The organism is Bacillus sp. FJAT-27231 (assembly GCF_001183975.1).
Taxonomy (GTDB): domain Bacteria; phylum Bacillota; class Bacilli; order Bacillales; family Domibacillaceae; genus Pseudobacillus; species Pseudobacillus wudalianchiensis.
This window is the reverse complement of sequence record NZ_LFZU01000001.1, coordinates 2,137,403-2,154,005: the sequence shown is the minus strand read 5'-3', so window position 1 is coordinate 2,154,005 and position 16,603 is coordinate 2,137,403. Positions and strand designations below refer to the sequence as shown.

General features: G+C 37.6%; 25 protein-coding genes. 14 read left to right on the top strand and 11 right to left on the bottom strand.

The window, feature by feature from the left end:
• Positions 1–20 precede the first annotated feature (20 nt).
• Entirely contained in the window at positions 21–839 is an 819-nt protein-coding gene (locus tag AC623_RS10075) for a GDSL-type esterase/lipase family protein (protein ID WP_049662309.1), read from the top strand.
• 115 nt (positions 840–954) lie between these two features.
• Positions 955–1,437 carry a C40 family peptidase gene (locus tag AC623_RS10070; protein WP_049662308.1) on the top strand — a complete coding sequence of 161 codons (483 nt, stop codon included), beginning with the start codon at positions 955–957 and terminating at the stop codon, positions 1,435–1,437.
• A gap of 50 nt (positions 1,438–1,487) precedes the next feature.
• Here AC623_RS10070 and AC623_RS10065 read toward each other — a convergent pair whose 3' ends face one another.
• Positions 1,488–1,841 (bottom strand): hypothetical protein, encoded by a 354-nt coding sequence (locus tag AC623_RS10065; RefSeq protein WP_049662307.1) that lies wholly within the window; start codon positions 1,839–1,841, stop codon positions 1,488–1,490.
• Positions 1,842–2,011: 170 nt separating this feature from the next.
• Between AC623_RS10065 and AC623_RS10060 the strand changes: the two genes are divergently transcribed.
• The 3 genes from AC623_RS10060 to fosM all read left to right on the top strand — a co-directional run bounded on the left by AC623_RS10060 (position 2,012) and on the right by fosM (position 3,460).
• Positions 2,012–2,392, top strand: a complete 381-nt coding sequence (locus tag AC623_RS10060) for a hypothetical protein (RefSeq protein ID WP_049662306.1) — start codon at positions 2,012–2,014, stop codon at positions 2,390–2,392.
• Positions 2,393–2,553: 161 nt separating this feature from the next.
• On the top strand, positions 2,554–2,829 hold the full coding sequence (locus AC623_RS10055) for a YqhV family protein (RefSeq protein WP_049662305.1): 276 nt from the start codon (positions 2,554–2,556) through the stop codon (positions 2,827–2,829).
• Positions 2,830–3,040: 211 nt separating this feature from the next.
• Positions 3,041–3,460: a FosM family fosfomycin resistance protein gene (fosM, locus tag AC623_RS10050; protein WP_442853566.1), complete on the top strand. Its 420-nt coding sequence runs from the start codon at positions 3,041–3,043 to the stop codon at positions 3,458–3,460.
• Between the two features lie 78 nt (positions 3,461–3,538).
• On the opposite strand, the gene AC623_RS10045 is transcribed toward fosM, so the two are convergent.
• A complete protein-coding gene (locus AC623_RS10045) occupies positions 3,539–4,087 on the bottom strand; it encodes a helix-turn-helix domain-containing protein (protein ID WP_049662303.1) in 549 nt (182 codons plus the stop codon).
• A 297-nt stretch (positions 4,088–4,384) separates the two neighbouring features.
• Here AC623_RS10045 and AC623_RS10040 point away from each other — a divergent pair, with 297 nt between their 5' ends.
• Complete coding sequence (locus AC623_RS10040) at positions 4,385–5,170, top strand: dioxygenase family protein (RefSeq protein ID WP_049662302.1); 786 nt, start codon at positions 4,385–4,387, stop codon at positions 5,168–5,170.
• A 25-nt stretch (positions 5,171–5,195) separates the two neighbouring features.
• Complete coding sequence (locus AC623_RS10035) at positions 5,196–5,627, top strand: DoxX family protein (RefSeq protein ID WP_049662301.1); 432 nt, start codon at positions 5,196–5,198, stop codon at positions 5,625–5,627.
• Positions 5,628–5,731: 104 nt separating this feature from the next.
• On the opposite strand, the gene AC623_RS10030 is transcribed toward AC623_RS10035, so the two are convergent.
• Positions 5,732–6,058, bottom strand: coding sequence for a four-helix bundle copper-binding protein (locus AC623_RS10030; RefSeq protein WP_049662300.1), 327 nt, complete (start codon positions 6,056–6,058; stop codon positions 5,732–5,734).
• Positions 6,059–6,202: 144 nt separating this feature from the next.
• On the opposite strand from AC623_RS10030, the gene AC623_RS10025 reads away from it, so the two are divergent.
• From AC623_RS10025 to AC623_RS10015, 3 genes are all read left to right on the top strand, one after another.
• Positions 6,203–7,582, top strand: coding sequence for a sensor histidine kinase (locus tag AC623_RS10025; RefSeq protein WP_331456993.1), 1,380 nt, complete (start codon positions 6,203–6,205; stop codon positions 7,580–7,582).
• A complete protein-coding gene (locus AC623_RS10020) occupies positions 7,579–8,253 on the top strand; it encodes a response regulator transcription factor (RefSeq protein ID WP_049662299.1) in 675 nt (224 codons plus the stop codon). Before AC623_RS10025 ends, AC623_RS10020 begins: the two co-directional genes overlap by 4 nt.
• A 106-nt stretch (positions 8,254–8,359) precedes the next feature.
• Complete coding sequence (locus tag AC623_RS10015) at positions 8,360–8,956, top strand: YdhK family protein (RefSeq protein ID WP_049662298.1); 597 nt, start codon at positions 8,360–8,362, stop codon at positions 8,954–8,956.
• A gap of 210 nt (positions 8,957–9,166) precedes the next feature.
• On the opposite strand, the gene AC623_RS10010 is transcribed toward AC623_RS10015, so the two are convergent.
• Positions 9,167–9,577, bottom strand: coding sequence for a DUF1259 domain-containing protein (locus AC623_RS10010; protein ID WP_231603453.1), 411 nt, complete (start codon positions 9,575–9,577; stop codon positions 9,167–9,169).
• A gap of 229 nt (positions 9,578–9,806) precedes the next feature.
• Here AC623_RS10010 and AC623_RS22105 point away from each other — a divergent pair, with 229 nt between their 5' ends.
• The 3 genes from AC623_RS22105 to AC623_RS10000 all read left to right on the top strand — a co-directional run bounded on the left by AC623_RS22105 (position 9,807) and on the right by AC623_RS10000 (position 12,117).
• Positions 9,807–9,935: a hypothetical protein gene (locus AC623_RS22105; RefSeq protein WP_269429910.1), complete on the top strand. Its 129-nt coding sequence runs from the start codon at positions 9,807–9,809 to the stop codon at positions 9,933–9,935.
• A gap of 365 nt (positions 9,936–10,300) precedes the next feature.
• Positions 10,301–11,272, top strand: a complete 972-nt coding sequence (locus tag AC623_RS10005) for a sensor domain-containing diguanylate cyclase (RefSeq protein WP_049662297.1) — start codon at positions 10,301–10,303, stop codon at positions 11,270–11,272.
• A 383-nt stretch (positions 11,273–11,655) separates the two neighbouring features.
• Positions 11,656–12,117: a divergent PAP2 family protein gene (locus tag AC623_RS10000; protein WP_049662296.1), complete on the top strand. Its 462-nt coding sequence runs from the start codon at positions 11,656–11,658 to the stop codon at positions 12,115–12,117.
• A 167-nt stretch (positions 12,118–12,284) separates the two neighbouring features.
• On the opposite strand, the gene AC623_RS09995 is transcribed toward AC623_RS10000, so the two are convergent.
• From AC623_RS09995 to AC623_RS09985, 3 genes are read right to left on the bottom strand one after another with little or no spacing between them, the layout of a single operon-like run.
• Positions 12,285–12,431: a FeoB-associated Cys-rich membrane protein gene (locus AC623_RS09995; RefSeq protein WP_049662295.1), complete on the bottom strand. Its 147-nt coding sequence runs from the start codon at positions 12,429–12,431 to the stop codon at positions 12,285–12,287.
• Between the two features lie 21 nt (positions 12,432–12,452).
• Positions 12,453–14,465 (bottom strand): ferrous iron transport protein B, encoded by a 2,013-nt coding sequence (feoB, locus tag AC623_RS09990; protein WP_442853533.1) that lies wholly within the window; start codon positions 14,463–14,465, stop codon positions 12,453–12,455.
• Positions 14,462–14,689, bottom strand: a complete 228-nt coding sequence (locus AC623_RS09985; RefSeq protein ID WP_049662293.1) for a FeoA family protein — start codon at positions 14,687–14,689, stop codon at positions 14,462–14,464. The genes feoB and AC623_RS09985 overlap by 4 nt, the downstream gene beginning before the upstream one ends.
• A gap of 309 nt (positions 14,690–14,998) precedes the next feature.
• Here AC623_RS09985 and AC623_RS21460 point away from each other — a divergent pair, with 309 nt between their 5' ends.
• Positions 14,999–15,142: a hypothetical protein gene (locus AC623_RS21460; RefSeq protein ID WP_156187022.1), complete on the top strand. Its 144-nt coding sequence runs from the start codon at positions 14,999–15,001 to the stop codon at positions 15,140–15,142.
• A gap of 99 nt (positions 15,143–15,241) precedes the next feature.
• On the opposite strand, the gene AC623_RS09980 is transcribed toward AC623_RS21460, so the two are convergent.
• The 4 genes from AC623_RS09980 to AC623_RS09965 are packed head-to-tail and all read right to left on the bottom strand — an operon-like array spanning position 15,242 to position 16,555.
• Positions 15,242–15,562 carry a hypothetical protein gene (locus AC623_RS09980; protein WP_231603451.1) on the bottom strand — a complete coding sequence of 107 codons (321 nt, stop codon included), beginning with the start codon at positions 15,560–15,562 and terminating at the stop codon, positions 15,242–15,244.
• A 16-nt stretch (positions 15,563–15,578) separates the two neighbouring features.
• Positions 15,579–15,938, bottom strand: a complete 360-nt coding sequence (locus AC623_RS09975; protein WP_049662292.1) for a hypothetical protein — start codon at positions 15,936–15,938, stop codon at positions 15,579–15,581.
• 1 nt (position 15,939) lies between these two features.
• Entirely contained in the window at positions 15,940–16,140 is a 201-nt protein-coding gene (locus tag AC623_RS09970) for a hypothetical protein (RefSeq protein ID WP_049662291.1), read from the bottom strand.
• Positions 16,127–16,555 (bottom strand): Hsp20/alpha crystallin family protein, encoded by a 429-nt coding sequence (locus tag AC623_RS09965; RefSeq protein WP_049662290.1) that lies wholly within the window; start codon positions 16,553–16,555, stop codon positions 16,127–16,129. The genes AC623_RS09970 and AC623_RS09965 overlap by 14 nt, the downstream gene beginning before the upstream one ends.
• Positions 16,556–16,603: the final 48 nt, after the last annotated feature.

The following is a 16,603-nucleotide window of genomic DNA, read 5'->3' as shown; positions in this document are numbered from 1 at the left end:
AGGAAGCAAAGGAGCTAAAAATGAAGCGTTTATTTAAATATACTATCTCGATTGTCATTGCTGCTGTCATTGCTGTATCCCTTTGGCTTTATTATCCTACTTATCGAATTCAGCAAATGAAAGAAGAGGCTGCGCCTACCTCTGCGCAAGCCGCTCTCTCTTATGTTGATTATTTTAGCAACGTTGATAAAGAGAGTTTAAATCATTTAGCTATTGGCGATTCGATCATTGCTGGCTTTGGGTCAGAAAATGAAGAGAGCTTTGTCGATTATTTTTCACGCCGTTTAGAAGAGAAAACGGGCAAAACAGTAGTATTAGAAAATGAAGGAATTCTTGGTATTAACAGTACAAATTTAAATACGCTAGTCCAAACAGGCAAGTTTGATGAACAAATTAAAAGAGCCGACTTGATTACGATTAATGTCGGCGGTAATGATATTTTGGAAACTCTTTATCAAGGGGATTACAAAAATGTAGTGGCAAATTTTGACTCGATGCGGGAAACATTTATCAAAAACCTAACGGCGATGACGGACCGGATTCAGAAAGAAAATCCGTCCGCTGCCATTGTTTTCTTAGAAATGTACAACCCGTTAAAACCAAGTCATGATCTTTACAAAGTGGCTGATCAGTTACTGCCAAAATGGAATGTGAAAATCTATGAAGTCGCTCACAAATACAATCATTCCATCGTCCTCGAAACGACAAAAGTGATTAATGGCCATCACTTGCAATACCTTGCACCTGATGGCGTGCATCCGAATGCGCTCGGTTATGAAGCGCTTTCCAAGCAAATGCTTGAACAGTTAAAAAAGAAACCTTTCGTTGAAGCGGTTTAATGAAAAGCAGATTTTTTATCTGCTTTTTTATTATGCTTCAATAGTGGAATATTAAACATAAGCGAGCATATATTTGTTCTTGTGTTAAATTTTTTCCAATTAGGAGGTCATTTCGTTGAACATCTATTTACCAGTTTCAAGATGGGCAGTCGCAGTATTTACTCTTTTTGCTTTCGCTTTCTCTTTCGCATGTGGACCTGTCAAGCAGGCATCCGCTACTATTAATTACGGAGAAGAAGTAGCTGCAAAAGCAGAAATACTTATAGGAGCGCCTTACAAGTATGGAGGCGCTTCCCCGAAAGGCTTTGATGCAGGGGGCTTTACACAATATGTGTATAAAGAAGCTGCTACTAAGATGAAAATTCCGAGAACAAGTGCTGATCAATATAAAATAGGCAAAGCAGTCAAACAAAAAGATTTGCAATTTGGTGACCTTGTTTTTTATGCAACAGGGGCAAAAGGGAAAGTTTCCTTTGTTGCTGTTTATACGGGGAATGGCAAATTTGTAGGGGCAACCTCTAAAGGAGTAAAAGAGGTAAAAATGAATGAAAAATATTGGAAAGACCGTTATGTGGGCGCTAAACGTGTGATTAAATAAAAAATCAAGCCGGGGATGTTCTGTCATCCCTGGCTTGATTTTATTTGCTATTAGAATCCGTCTTCCATTGCGGCGAATGGAATATGCAATCTATTTTCTACTGTACGTAATCGCTGGTTTAATCGATTCAAACGCCTCGTGTGGCGTTCATCATTTTGATTTAACCGGTTGATCTCCTGATTGATTCGGTTAATTTCCTGATTGATTCGATTGATCTCTCGGCTAAGTCGCGTTAGTTCTCTAACCTGCCGCTGGTTTTCTCGTTCGAGCACCTCGATTCTTCTCTCCAGCGCCTGCGGCTGCCGATTTACATCAAACTCTTCTTCCGGCTGCATATAAGAATAATCAGCGTAATGGTCCACTGATTGTGGAATGAAGTCAGGATAAAAATAATATGGATTCATGTTCGTCATTCTCCTTTTTGTTAACAAGGTCATTCTCTCTATAAATTATGTACAAAACCACTAGATGACAGGGCCAAAGCCTAAAGAAGCTGAACCAGTGCATGACAGAGGAACGAGAATAGAATTTTTGTTAAAGTAGAAAAGACATCAACAGCTCGGAGGTGAAGCAGATGAAAAAAATGATGATGTCCTTTTGTATAGCTACGCTCATGCTCGCAGCCTGCAGCAACGAAGAGGAGAAGAGAAATCGTGGAGCTATAAAAGAAAAGGAACAGCCTGTTCAGCATAAGGAGACAGCCCAGCAGGGGAAGGAGAGCCAGGGCCAAAAAGAGTGGACTTCATTGCCTGAATATGAAGAAATAATGAAACACATTCATGACCAAGAGTACATATTTGAAACGGTTACGGATAATGAGAATAAGCGAATTCTTTTGCTTGCGAATAAAAATGGCGAAAAACAATATAAAACGGTCTTTATCAAACAAGATAACCGTCTTAAAGTAATCAAAATTAACGGCGGGGGACAAGTTTTTAATGGCAGGATCAGTTAAAGTAGATGAATGAAACATAAGAAGAAAGACAAAAAGCATAGAAATTAGACTATAGATAATAACCAAAAGGAAGGACAGATAAAAAAGTTCACAAGCCTTGTCCTGCTTTTCTATATGACTGCATATAAATGTAAAAAGAACGGTTTTTACTGGAGGAGCGTATGTTTACATTTATAGAAAAAGCGGTACTAGGCATGGCTTTATTAAGGATACTGTCGGGCGGAATTGAAATTTTTGCTGCTTTTTTAATGCTGCGATTCAATGATATTGAAAAGGCACTCATTCTCAATAGCTCGCTGGCCTTAGTAGGGCCAATCATCTTAATTGCCACTACTTCTATTGGGCTGTTGGGTCTTACCGATCGAATTTCTTTTCAAACGATCTTCTGGGTGTTTCTCGGAGTAGGCTGTATTCTTTATGGGGTAAGAAGTGGATAGCTAGAGTACTTTATTGAATAGCTTAATAATCAAGTAGTTTATTTTCGTGCACCTTTAAAACTATAAGATTATAATTAAATAGTAGACTCACTTCCTAGAAAGTAATAAATCCGACAAACAAGCAGTCTTTGTATAGAGGCTGCTTTTCAAATTTTCTTTGAATAGAAAATAGCAGCGTATAATAGTTGAAAATTTGGAGGTGATAAAATTGATCGTAAAAGGTTTGAATCATTTTTTGTTTTCAGTTTCGGATCTAGAGCGTTCTATTCAATTTTACGAAAGCGTATTTGAAGCGAAGCTGTTAGTTAAAGGCAAGGGGACGGCTTATTTTGACCTAAATGGTATATGGCTTGCACTTAATGTAGAAAAGAATATTCCGCGCGAAGAAATCAGACAGTCTTACACGCATATCGCTTTTTCAATAGAAGAAGAGGATTACGATCGTATATATGAAAAATTAGAGAATTTACAAGTAAATATTTTAATCGGCCGCACTAGAGATGAGAGAGATAAAAAATCCATTTATTTCACTGATCCGGACGGGCATAAGTTTGAATTTCATACAGGCACCTTACAAGACAGGCTGGACTATTACAAACAAGACAAAAAGCACATGGAATTTTACTTGTAAAAGACCATTAAAGCTGTTACTTATTTTTAAGATTAAGAAGGAAAAAATAAAAACCCGCGAATGGCGGGTTTTTATTTTTTATAAAGTATCATCGGATGCAGAATCTGTATAAACAGCAATTAAAACAACTGCTGTATCCTCTCCAATATTTTTCACAAAGTGAGGGGCGCAGGCATTCCAGCTAAAAGAATCCCCTTCCTCTAATATAAAAGAATCTTCCCCTTGTTCAGCTAGGATTTTTCCTTTCAACACTAGGTGGCACTCTTTTCCTTCATGAACGTGTGGTTCTTCTCCTGTTGCGGTACCGGGAGGAAATTCGACATGCTGCAATGTGAGCCCATCTCTTGAAATGAGATGTTCGACTTTAATGTTTTCTCTTTTATGAGTCGTATATTTCCGCTCATTTTTTCTCACTACATTCATCCGTTCTTCTTTTTCTAACAGAAGATACGGCAGAGGCACATGAAGAAAATTAGCCACTGTTTGCAGCGTAGCAATAGATGGTGACGTATTATTATTTTCCATATTACTAATGAATCCTTTTGAAAGGCCTGTAGCCTCACTCATTTGTGCAATGGTAATTTTTTTTCTATTTCTGATTACTCGGATATTTGAACCAATGTCCATACTATTACACCTCGGTTGTTGTCTAATAGGAAACTTAATTCTATATTAACAAAAAAACAGTTGACGATCTATTAAATAATTTGTTATCTTATAGGAAACAAATATTCACATCAGAAATAAAAAATATTGGATGATTGCACGATGATTTCTATCATGTATGAAAACAATCTCTTTTGATCTTAATAAGCAAGAGAAGTTGAGGGATAGCAAACTTTTATGTTTTCAATATCCTCTCCCAATTCGGCTGCATCCATTATCTTTTATAAAATTAAAAAAATTGAAGGAGGAAAATAAATTATGATGCCGTCTTTCTTTATCGCTCATGGAGCGCCGCTTTTAGCCATTGAAGATAACGAATATACACAGTTTCTAACTGAATTAGGCAAGACAATGCCTCGTCCGAAAGCCATTGTATTATTTTCTGCACATTGGGAATCACCAGTACAAAAGGTAAGCAATGTAGAAACGTATAGTACAATTTATGACTTTGGAGGTTTCCCGGAAGCTTTATACCGTATTCAATACCCAGCTCAAGGAGATAATCAGGTCGCTAAGGAAATTGAAGAGTTATTTACTGAACAGGATATCCCTTACGAAGTAGAAACAAGACGAGGCTTGGATCATGGCGCTTGGGTCGTTCTTCGGCTGCTTTATCCAGAGGCTGATGTCCCGGTCATTGCCATGTCTGTTAATCCACGGCTTACACCAGAGGAACAGTATAAAATCGGAAAATCGCTGGCAAAGCTGAGAGAACAGGATATTTTAATTGTTGGCAGCGGGGGAACAGTTCACAATCTCGGAGCAGTCAAAATGATGTCAGATCATGGAGAAATTGATGATTGGGCCCTCGATTTCGATGAGTGGCTCGCGCGCCATTTGAAAAATTGGGACTTGACCTCGCTGTTTCAATACAATACTTTGGCTCCTACAGCCCGCCTGGCTGTGCCGCCATATGGAAATGAGCACTTTATCCCCATCTTTTATGCAATGGGAGCAGCGGATGACGAGAGAAAAGCTGAACTTATTCATCGAAGCTATCGATATGGAAACTTGAGCCATAGTGTATGGCAATTTGGTTCATGAAAAAATGAAAAACGGAGGATCTAGAATGACAAACAAATATGAATGGAGTGCCCTGATTTTACGGGTTGTGTTGGGAATTGCTTTCTTTGTTCATGGGTTGGCAAAATTCCAAGGGGGAATAGAAAATATTGTTGGCTGGTTTGAAAGCATTGGCTTACCAGGATTTTTGGCATACGGGGTCGCTTTAATAGAGACAGCTGGCGGAATAGCTTTAATCCTCGGATTAGGCACCAAAATGGTGTCCGCTCTCTTAGCTCTTATAATGATCGGAGCGATCTTAAAAGTAAAACTAGCAGCTGGTTTCTTAGGAAACGGACAATCAGCAGGTTATGAATTGGATCTTGCGTTCTTAGCAATGGCTGTATCTCTTGCTATTACAGGAAGCAAGCTTTATTCATTAGGGCACGTGATCTTTAGAGGGCGAGAATATAACGATGATGCTTCTAAATCGGCTTAACACTTTTTTACAAGACCAGTTTTAGGAAGAGAGAAACAAAACCAAGTCTGCCTCCACTTTAGTTAAGGGAGGCAGACTTGGTTTATTTTTACTCTCCGTCTAGATTACGCTGCCATCTTACGGCACTCTTCAGCACAGCGGAAACACGCCTCAGCACATTTCTGGCAATGGTCATGCTCATGTTTTTTGCATTCATTTCCGCACGCCTCGCAAATATCGGCACATAACTGGCAGATTTGTTTAGCAAATGGACTGTTCGATTGCATAGACTTAACTGCTAACGCACATATATCCGCGCATTCTCTGTCTAATCGGATACAACCGGCCATCATTTTCACATCTTCCTCTTTTAAACAGGCATCATAACAATGGTTGCATGCTTCCATGCATTCAATACAAGATTTGATACATTCCTCATACATCGTATTCATCAAGATTCCTCCTTGTAGTAGTAGTCATTTAAAATCTACCCGTATTATGTGATTTCTAACGATTTTAGTAAAACTCCTTAAAAACTGCACAAATTATGATGATGAATTCAGTATGATAAGGATAACAATTGAAAAGTGGTGATGATGATCAACAAAATAACGTTAAAACTCGGTCTCTGGTTTTTCTTTATCATGATCATGATTGAGGTTTGTTTGTTTTTTGTATTACATACCGGTCTTGTGGAAAGCAGGGTAGAAGAGGAATTACAGGCATTGCTTGCAAGAGGGAACAGTCATAGAGAAGTTTTGGAGGATTCTTATAATAGAGAAACACTCCACCATATTGCTTTAATGGAGTTAAAAGCGAATACGGAAGTCATTATTACAGATCATGAACAGCGTATGATCATCAGTTCTTCTAAAGTAGATAGTGAAGAAAAGAAGATCGTATCTAAAAAGTTAAGAAATGTTCCTCGTAATGGAAAGATTTTAGAAAGACGATGGGAGAACGAGCCGTATATTGCTACGGTTAGTCCTTATTTAACGAGTGGCCAACAGAGAGGATTCGTCTATATGTTCAAAAGTACGGATCAAATACAAGGCATGATTTCGAAATTAAATGAGCACTTCTTGTTTGCAGCTGCTTTAACCATGGCGCTTTTAATTGTCACGGTTCTGTTCTTATCAAAAGCTTTGACCACTCCTCTTATTCAAATGAAGAGGGCTACAGAAAAGCTAAGCAAGGGTGACTTTTCTGTGCAATTACCCGGCAGAGGAGAAGACGAGCTTGGTGAATTATCACGATCTATCACCGTGCTAGCAAAAGATTTAAAGCATTTGAAAGAAGAGAGAAATGAGTTTTTATCGAGTATTTCTCATGAATTAAGGACGCCTTTAACATATATTAAAGGATACGCCGACGTCGCGAGAAGAAAAAATATTACTGAAAAAGAGAGAGGCCAATATCTCAACATTATTTATGAGGAATCTGAGAAATTGTCTGCGATGATGGAAGATTTGTTTAATTTGGCCAAGCTGGACCGCAATGCTTTCGTAATTGATCTAACGAGAATAGAGTTATCTTCTTATATCACAGCCATTTGTGAAAAAATGCTTCCAGCTTTTCAAGAAAAAAAGATGAATCTCGAATGTGAGTGCAGTGAACATATAGAGGTGATGATAGATCCTTTGCGATTTGAACAGATTTTGATTAACTTACTGGACAATGCCATTAAATACTCTTCTCCCCATACAAAAACAAGTATTTGGGCAGAAAAAGAAAAAGGAAAAGTCTTAATTTCCATTAAAGATGAAGGAATAGGAATCCCTAAAGAAGATATCCCTTTCATCTTCGACCGTTTTTATCGAGTAGATAAATCCCGCTCAAGGAATTTAGGGGGAACAGGCTTAGGGCTATCCATTGTGAAAGAGTTGGTAGAGGCACATAGAGGCCAAATTGAGATAAAAAGTGAAAGGCAAAAAGGAACTTTGTTTTTGATTTGGCTAGAGGAGGCAATAGAATGAACACGATTTTGCTCGTAGATGATGAAGAGAGAATGTTAGACTTATTAAGCATTTACTTAACACCAAATTATCAATGCATCAAAACTAATTCTGGACTGAAAGCTATTTCCTATATAAAAAGACATGATGTTGATTTGGTTCTATTAGATATTATGATGCCGGAAGTTGATGGCTGGAGTACATGCAGACAAATTAGAGGGTTTTCTGATGTTCCCATTATTATGTTGACGGCAAGAGATGAAAAAATGGACGTAGTCAAAGGGCTAAAAATGGGTGCTGATGATTACATAACCAAACCATTCGATGAAGCAGAGCTTCTCGCAAGAATAGAAGCCGTATTCAGGAGAGCCAAGAGCGATCAAAAAATGAAAATTGAATACGATGGACTCTTATGGGATGGAGAGGCTCATGAATTGATTTACGATGGACAAGTGATCCAAGTGACGCCAAAGGAGTTTTCTTTACTCGGATTACTCTTACAACATCCTAATAAAGTCTTTTCGAGAGCCAATTTATTAGAAAGCATTTGGGGAGATGAAGCATTCACAGAAGATAGAACGATTGATTCACACATGCGAAATATTCGTGAAAAGCTCCGGCAAGTACATTTTCCTGTTGATCACTATCTTTCCACTGTTTGGGGAGTAGGTTATAAGTGGGTAGGGAAGTAAAGACAAAAGAGTTTCTAGCTTACATTAGATTAGTGGCGTTCCTCCATATTTTCTGCAAATTTCCTTGATAAGATGATACAACAATCATCAAAGGAGGATTAGAACAATGCTAAAAAAACGAGTAATGATGCTATGTACAGCTCTCTTTTTATTGTTAGGCGCCTGCTCAAATGATCAGAACGAAAGTGTGAAAAAGGAAGATGAAACAAAAAATATCGAAAATCAAGAGCATACAGAGCAAACGGAAGGAATGGACCATGAAGAAATGGATCATTCTAGCTCCGGAGAAGTTCCAGAAGAATTAAAGGTGAAAGAGAATCCAACGTATAAAGTGGGAGACAGAGCCATCCTTGAGACGGATCACATGAAGGGAATGAAAGGGGCAGAAGCAACCATCGCAGGTGCTTACGATACGATCGCTTATGTTGTCTCCTATAATCCAACTACTGGCGGTGAAAGGGTAACCAATCATAAGTGGGTAATTCAAGAGGAAATAAAAGAAGCGGACGACAAAGTTTTAGAACCTGGGACAAAGGTAACATTAGAAGCAGACCATATGAAGGGGATGAAAGGGGCTGCAGCTACAATAGAGTCATCTGAACACACAACTGTCTACATGGTCCATTACACTTCTACAACAAATGGAGAAAAGGTAAAAAACCATAAATGGGTAACTGAAAGTGAATTGTCAGCCGTAAAATAAAAAGCGCTATAAGTTAGTATTCTATTTGTCTGTAAAACCGCTTTTCTTTTTATAGGAAAGCGGTTTTCGTTTGCTGACTTCGAAACATTGAGTTATCGAAGGTTTTACTTATTGGAGAACATAAGATAGGAAGGACTTTTATAACTTTCGCGATAAGAAGAGAAAAAGCCACTTATAACGCCTATTAAAGACGTTATAAGTGGCTGATCTTTAGAAGAGACCTGCTTCTCTTGCTGCTTCAATACTATTTCTTGCAAATTCAAATGGATCTCCAACGTTTTCCCAGTGCATGTACATTAAGCGCGGCTCATCGAAAAGCCAGTGGTTGTGAAGAGCTGTAACCGTGATGCCTCTTTTACGCAATGCTGTTAGGAATGGGTTGATTTCTCTTTGAAGGATGACCGTTTCGCCTAGATTAAGAGTTTCGCCATTTCGATTATTTTCAAAAGAGAGGGCAAATGGAAGGGCTAATGGAGAGCGAGTACGACGGCCTAAAATAGTAGCATTAATGTTTCGAAGACGCTGAACAACACAAGCGGGAGATGAAGTGATAACCATGCCTCCAATAATATTGGCAAGTCTTTCACAGGAAGACATGTTGTTTGACATATCGTGTGACATAAAATTCCTCCTTTCAATTGGTATGTAATAATATATGCAGCCGCTAAACAGCTTGTCTAGACGAATAAAATAGGAGAATAAAAATTTATAAATCTTTGAGAAATCGCCTATTTCTTTTTAAAATATCCTCTTTCATAAAAAATATCTGAACATTCACAAAGATCAATTTTGTAAAATCATGATAATATGGGTTTTTAAATCTGAGAATAATAGAACAGGAGATATTTGAATGAACAGTAAGCAGAAATATCAACTACTTTTTGATAAAATCAGTCAATACCATTCAGGTGAAAAAGCATTACAAGAATTGCTTGTCCAAAAAAAGAGCAAACTTGAACGCATGCTTTTATGTGCATAGGCAAAGTGGAGCGGCTCACAATACGATGAACATGACGAGACGGTGTCCAGTTGGCCTGATATTTGTTCCATGAGTGAAGGAGCTTAACCGCCATCCAAACCAATATACCGAGCCGGATGAGATAGTAAAGGGCATTGACTTACTTGAAGAAGTGATACTGCTTTATGGAAAATAGTATAAAAAAGGGCATTTTTATATAAAATATAATTAAAATTAACTTTGTGCTAAATTCAAAATTAAATAAAACTCTTCTATTACAATAAAATTAAGATATAGGTATTAAGTTTTTAAAATTATCCAATTTTACCTAATTTCCTGTTATTATATTCATAAGACAACTTTAGATGAAAGAAGGGTAGCTGGTTATGTATTCAGCGTTTGCATCAGGATTCGCTACTGCTGCTTTACTAGTGATCCTCAGTATTCCTTTTTTATATAAAAAATGGCAGAAAGAAAGGGCTAGATTTATTGAGAAACATAACCAATTTGTTAATGTAGTAGAAAATTCAAAGGACTTTATTTATTACTACCAAGTCTATCCGGAAAGACAGTATAAATACCTTAGTCCTTCCGCAGAAAATATTTTTGGAAAAGGGTCCATTGCATATGCCTATGTAAATCCTGATGTTTGTTTTAGAGATATTCATCCTGATGATTATGATACTTTGTATAAAAAAATTACCGGTCAAGTAGATTATAGTGAAGCAATTATTCAAAGGTGGAAAGATAAAGATGGAAAGTATAGGTGGTTTGAGGAATATGCGACGCCTGTTTATGAAAATGGTGTATTAGTGGCTATTCAAGGAGTATTAAGAACTATAGATGATAAAGTAGAGTTACAGGAAAAATTAAACTATCGTTTATACCATGATACTTTAACGGATAGTTATAATCGGGAGTATTTTGAATTGGTTTTTTCTAAATTTAATGAAGAAATAAATTCTCCGATCGCCATAATTTTATGTGACTTAGACGAATTGAAGCATACAAATGACCATTACGGACATATCATTGGGGATTTATTAATAAAGACGACTGCAAGAATATTAAATAAATTTTCTTCCGATTATATAACTGTTGCAAGACTTGGCGGAGATGAGTTTGTATTAATTGTGGCTGATCGGACAGAGAAACAAATAAAACAATTAATAGCTAATATAGTAAAAGCGATCGAACATTATAATACATACTCTTCTGATGTGATAATTAAAATGTCTATTGGCTATAGTTATTCTCCTTTTTCAATAGAACAAATGATGCGCTTGTTTTCCCAGGCAGATAAAAACATGTATGCAGATAAAATAAAAAGAAAGAATGAGTTTGCTGAAAGTTTATAACGAAAAAAGAAGATATTGAATATATAGATAAAATTTTTCTTCTCTCCATCAATGTGGAAAATAATGTATCTTTAAAAAGACCAGTGCTTGGTCTTTTTTATTTGCCTAAAAACTTTTTATTAAATTTTTTAATAAAAAAGTGAATAACACATCTAATACCGTTATGTAATGTTCCGTACAGTAGTGCCCATGATTTAGTCCTTTTTAAGAGAGAAATTTCCTTTTTTGTGCCAATAACATCGTTCCATGAATTTTTTGTTTAAGGTGTCTAAAAAAAGAGAAATATCCTATTAAACGGCTAAGTTTTCTATACTGTCTTCTTTTTATGCTGCAAGAGAATAAAAACTGCTGCTTTTTTTCAAAATAACATGGAGGTGAGCGACTTGAATAGAGGTATTATCATTGCATTATCAAGTATTGGGACAGCACAGGCTGCGAAAATTCCACTTCACTATATGAAGAAAAAAGAATGGAAGCCTGAACTGTTTTTGGCGACAGGGGGCATGCCGAGCTCTCATTCAGCTGGAGTATCATCCTTAGCTACGTATATTGCCATGAAAAAAGGAGTCTCGACCATTGACTTTGCTCTTTCAGTCATCTTTGGTCTAATTGTTATGTATGATGCCCAGGGAATCCGCAGACAAACCGGTGAATTGACTTTAAAAGTAAATGATTTAGATGAATTGATTGATAAAATTCATCAAGATGATCCGGTTAAATATGAGGAAAAGGCGCCTGATCCGCTTAAAGAAGTGCTTGGCCATAAGCCAGGTGAAGTGATAGGCGGAGCCTTGCTGGGAACGTTATTAGGCATGGCCGGCTATTACATGTCGAAGAGAAAATAGATAATCTTCCGGTTCTCTAATCCATATACATAAGAGATGCTTGGAGGAATGGATCCGTTTTGCCAAAGATCGGGCACTGCTTGCCAGATAGAAAGGGAGCTGTCGCATAAGCTGATAAACACGGCTTTTTGAGACAGCTCCCTTTTTTATAAACACAATCAAATGATTTAGTTAAAAGAGTCACATTTGCTTTTACAGCTATTTTTTAATGAACAGGCAGCGCATTTTCCTTCTCTGCTTTTTTTGACATAGCGGAAAATCGTCCAGCCTGAATAACCAAAAATAACCGTGCCAATCGTTATACTTGCTATCATCTGTTCATTCCTCCTAGAGGGTTAGAAGCCTAATAATTTTCCGCCTTGATAAATGACAAAAGATAAGACATAAGCTAATACTAGGGCGTAAATAATCGAAAAATAAGTCCATTTAGCTGAACCAGTTTCTTTTCGGATCGTTCCTACCGTCGCCAGGCAAGGGATGTACAAAAGAACAAACACCATAAAGGTAAAAGCAGCAAGCGGCGTAAATTGCGTAGCCATCAACCCTTGCAGTGAATCTACATTTGGAACGTGATAAATAATGTTCATGCTTGATACGACTACTTCTTTTGCCAAAAATCCTGTAATCAGGGCGGCGCCTGCCTGCCATGTGCCAAAACCAAGAGGTGCTAAAAGCGGGGCTGCAAATCCGCCAACTAAGGCAAGAAAACTGTCGTCCATCTGAACGTTTAAACCGTGAGGACCGGCATAAGTTAACAGCCAAATAATGACGGAACCCCCAAAAATGAATGTACCAGCTTTTCGGATAAAGCCTTTTCCTTTATCCCAGGTGCTTCTAAAGAGCGCCTTTGATTGAGGAAGACGATAAGGCGGAAGCTCAATCACAAACAAAGATTGTTCCTCTTTTAAAATGGTCATGGAAAACAATTTAGCTAATAGCAAGGCCATGACAATTCCTAACAAATAAAGTGAAAAGACGATAATTGTTTGATACTGAACAAAGAATGCGCCAACGAAAAGCGCATATACCGGCAATCTGGCTGAACAGGACATTAAAGGAGTCAATAGAATCGTAAGTAATCGTTCTTTTGGCTGTTCAATGGTTCTGGCAGCCATTATTCCAGGAACATTACAGCCAAAGCCAATAATCATCGGAATAAAGGCTTTGCCATTTAAACCGACGGATTCCATCACTTTATCCATCACTAACGCTACACGAGCCATATAGCCTGAATCTTCAAGAAGAGAGATAAAGAAAAATAAAATAAAGATTTGCGGCATAAATACTAACACACCGCCTACTCCGGAAATAATTCCGTTAAGCACGAGCGCTTGAATAAAAGAAGAAGCACCGATACTCGTAAGAATCCATGATAGCCAGTTTGTTAACGGCCCTGAAAAAAAACTGTCTAAAGCATCAGAAAGCGGTGTACCTAACCAATCAAACGTTAATTTAAATAAGAAGAGCATACAGAGCAAAAAGATTGGCAGTCCTAAAACTTTATTGGTCACGACAGCATCAATCCGGTCTGTCCAATTAGTGGAGTGAGCGGACTGGTGATCCACTGCCTGCTCAATGATCGAGTCGATGTATGTCCGTCTAACCGTATATATCCACTGAGACAAGCTGTTTACGCCATGACTCTTCTGCACAGCTTGTTCTGTTTCTTCATAGAGCGCCTTCAAAGTTTCCGTTGATATGAAAGTGGCCAAAAAGTCCTGTACATTTTGATTGCCTTCGAAAAATTGCAAAGCCAGCCAACGGTGGGGCAAGTTGTTCGCAGCTTGTTTTGGCATAAGCTTTGATAATGCTTCAATGCCTTTTTCTAAAGCGGCCCCATAGTGAAGAATCAATGGCTGCTGTTCTATCGTTTGTAAGTTAGAAAGTTGATCACGTAAAAGGCTGCAGCCTTCTCCTGTTCGTGCAATAATTGACGTAACAGGAACGTGCAGGGCAATAGAAAGTTTTTGTTCATCTACATAAATGCCTCGGTTTTTGGCGACATCGTTCATATTTAAACCAATCACCATAGGCTTTCCAAATTCAAGAAGCTGTATAGTCAAATTTAAATTTCTTTCTAATTGGGACGCATCCACAATGTTGACGATCCCATCAAATGAATCATGAATAAAAAAGTTTGAAACGACTCCCTCATCTTTTGATAAAGGGTTTAGTGTGTAAATGCCCGGGAGATCAATGAGCTGTCCTGTTTTATTTTTTAATGTTCCAATTTTCTTTTCGACCGTCACTCCGCTCCAGTTTCCAACATATTCGTAAGAGCCGGTCAAATTATTAAATAAAGAAGTTTTTCCGGTATTCGGATTTCCTAACAGAGCAAGGTTCATCATAGCCTCTTTATCTCAATCTGAACTGCTTCTTGATGACGAATCCCGAGACATTGCCCACTGTGATTAAGCATAAAAGGACCCTTAAAAGGCATACGTTCTTTTAATTGGATTTCCATGCCTTCCATAACTCCTAAATCTAGCAATCTCCGTTTTACCATATCGTTTACTTTAGATAAATCCACAATCTTGGCTTTTTCTCCTCGACTTAACTCCGAAAGAAGCACGTGTATTCCCTCCAGCCAATAATAAAAATCAGACGCTTTATCATGTATTTAAAAGTACATCATCATGTCCGTAAATAGATAATGATTATTCTTCTCAATTATATCAGTAAATGCTATTTTTAGAGAACATTTTTTTGAGATTGTAACAAAACATATAAATATCGGCATAAAAGGAAAGTGGAATGGAGATCAGAGAACGATGCAGTAAGTTGAAAGTTTGTTCGCATACTTACTATAATAAAAAGATGAAGGGTCTTGAATCTCCTTGTCTTAGATAAAGACAGAGTATATTCAAGTATATGGGAGGAAATGGTAAAAGAAATTAACATGTCATTATTGCCGATGATAAGGAAATTAGCAGCTGGCGCACGACCGGGGAAAACGGGCTGCTTCAAGCCCATTCATGATAAATACAAAAATGACTTAGGATTTCTCACAATTATTTTTGGATAAAAGGCAAATCTTTGATTAGCTTTAGATAGACATAACGGCCGGCGCCATGCTTAGTTTGAGTTGAACTTTGCCTCTCCATATCTAAGTAAAACAACATTCTCATTTGCCATCTTGTCTGCTATTATTCACTTCATCAATCTCAACGTTTGTATTCAGCATCTCATTTTCAATGGCTTGTTCGTATTCTGTGTGATCTATTCCATTATAATGAAAAGAATCATTGATATCTTGTTCTTCGATGGTAGCTAAAATATCACGAATATCATTATGATCCCCAGATATCGAGCCAAACCCTTGGTTCTGTTTTTTATAATTTACAAATCCGCTCGGAAGGTTGTTTCCAAGATTGACACAGGAGGCACCTTCAACTGTTCCAATGGAAATGGAACCAATGAAAAAAGAAGGGGAAAATCGCTTCAAAGCCAACATCCTTTCCTTAATCGATTGTATAGGGCACTGACTTTTCATTCACACTTATTTTGATATCGTCAGCTGTCTGTTTTTTCTTTTCGGTCTGTTCCCGATTTTCTGGGGTATTCGCCTTTTCAGGTTCCTTTTTAGGATGAACAACAGGCGAAAAAGCATTTCCAAGATTCAGCATTCCGCTCAATTCTTTTATATCTAGCTTATCAAGATGAAAGGCCAGTTCCTCTAAGTTTAATTCCTGCAGGTGCAGGTCTTTCACATCGATATTCATGACAATAGAAAGGTTACCTTTCCTATGGATAGATGTTTCGAGCGCATTAAGTTTTTCATACAGCTCCTCAAGCTTATCTAATATATGTTCCTGGTCCATCTTATCCTGTTCCTTTTTTAGAATCTTTCGCTACAACCCCTGAATTTGCTTCCACTTTATTGCGGCGGCCCCGAATAGTGCCAAAGCCTTCGTTAAGTTCTGCTTTGCTTTTTCGGCCTTTTTGAATGTTTGTCCCGACAAACAAACCAGAAGAAGAGGTAATTTGATTAATCTTTAATGATCCGTATTTAATTGATGTCATGGCTATTCTCCTCAAAGATTTTAATTTCGTTGTCATCGGCGTTAGAATGAAACGGAATGGTGATCCATAATACTCCTCTTTGTAATACAGCGTCTAATCTCTCTAGCGCGCAAGTTTTCGGGACTGATACACTTCTTTTAAAAGGGCCGTAAAATCGTTCGCTATTGATCACCTTTATATTTTCTTCTATATGCCTATTAGGAATCGTTCCTTCAATTAGTAAAGTATTCTGTTGCCGCTTAACAGAAATATCGTCATGACGTGCCCCCGCTATTTCAACAGAAATCATAAAATAATGATCGGATTGAAAAATATCAATTCTCGGTTCTACAAATGGGGCTATTTCATACAATAGTTCGGAAAAATCTTTTCCTAACACATCTTTAACGTTAGAACGAAAATGAGGTTGTACCACTCATTTACTACCTCCCATACGTGGAACTATAATATATTGATTAAAATG

Coding starts and splice junctions, on each gene's coding strand:
- AC623_RS10075 (WP_049662309.1), top strand. CDS start 21: ATGAAGCGTTTATTTAAATATACTATCTCGATTGTCATTGCTGCTGTC.
- AC623_RS10065 (WP_049662307.1), bottom strand. CDS start 1,841: ATGAATCCATATTATTTTTATCCTGACTTCATTCCACAATCAGTGGAC.
- AC623_RS10060 (WP_049662306.1), top strand. CDS start 2,012: ATGAAAAAAATGATGATGTCCTTTTGTATAGCTACGCTCATGCTCGCA.
- AC623_RS10055 (WP_049662305.1), top strand. CDS start 2,554: ATGTTTACATTTATAGAAAAAGCGGTACTAGGCATGGCTTTATTAAGG.
- AC623_RS10045 (WP_049662303.1), bottom strand. CDS start 4,087: ATGGACATTGGTTCAAATATCCGAGTAATCAGAAATAGAAAAAAAATT.
- AC623_RS10040 (WP_049662302.1), top strand. CDS start 4,385: ATGATGCCGTCTTTCTTTATCGCTCATGGAGCGCCGCTTTTAGCCATT.
- AC623_RS10035 (WP_049662301.1), top strand. CDS start 5,196: ATGACAAACAAATATGAATGGAGTGCCCTGATTTTACGGGTTGTGTTG.
- AC623_RS10030 (WP_049662300.1), bottom strand. CDS start 6,058: ATGAATACGATGTATGAGGAATGTATCAAATCTTGTATTGAATGCATG.
- AC623_RS10025 (WP_331456993.1), top strand. CDS start 6,203: ATGATCAACAAAATAACGTTAAAACTCGGTCTCTGGTTTTTCTTTATC.
- AC623_RS10020 (WP_049662299.1), top strand. CDS start 7,579: ATGAACACGATTTTGCTCGTAGATGATGAAGAGAGAATGTTAGACTTA.
- AC623_RS10015 (WP_049662298.1), top strand. CDS start 8,360: ATGCTAAAAAAACGAGTAATGATGCTATGTACAGCTCTCTTTTTATTG.
- AC623_RS10010 (WP_231603453.1), bottom strand. CDS start 9,577: ATGTCACACGATATGTCAAACAACATGTCTTCCTGTGAAAGACTTGCC.
- AC623_RS22105 (WP_269429910.1), top strand. CDS start 9,807: ATGAACAGTAAGCAGAAATATCAACTACTTTTTGATAAAATCAGTCAA.
- AC623_RS10005 (WP_049662297.1), top strand. CDS start 10,301: ATGTATTCAGCGTTTGCATCAGGATTCGCTACTGCTGCTTTACTAGTG.
- AC623_RS09995 (WP_049662295.1), bottom strand. CDS start 12,431: ATGATAGCAAGTATAACGATTGGCACGGTTATTTTTGGTTATTCAGGC.
- feoB (WP_442853533.1), bottom strand. CDS start 14,465: ATGATGAACCTTGCTCTGTTAGGAAATCCGAATACCGGAAAAACTTCT.
- AC623_RS21460 (WP_156187022.1), top strand. CDS start 14,999: ATGGTAAAAGAAATTAACATGTCATTATTGCCGATGATAAGGAAATTA.
- AC623_RS09975 (WP_049662292.1), bottom strand. CDS start 15,938: ATGGACCAGGAACATATATTAGATAAGCTTGAGGAGCTGTATGAAAAA.
- AC623_RS09970 (WP_049662291.1), bottom strand. CDS start 16,140: ATGACATCAATTAAATACGGATCATTAAAGATTAATCAAATTACCTCT.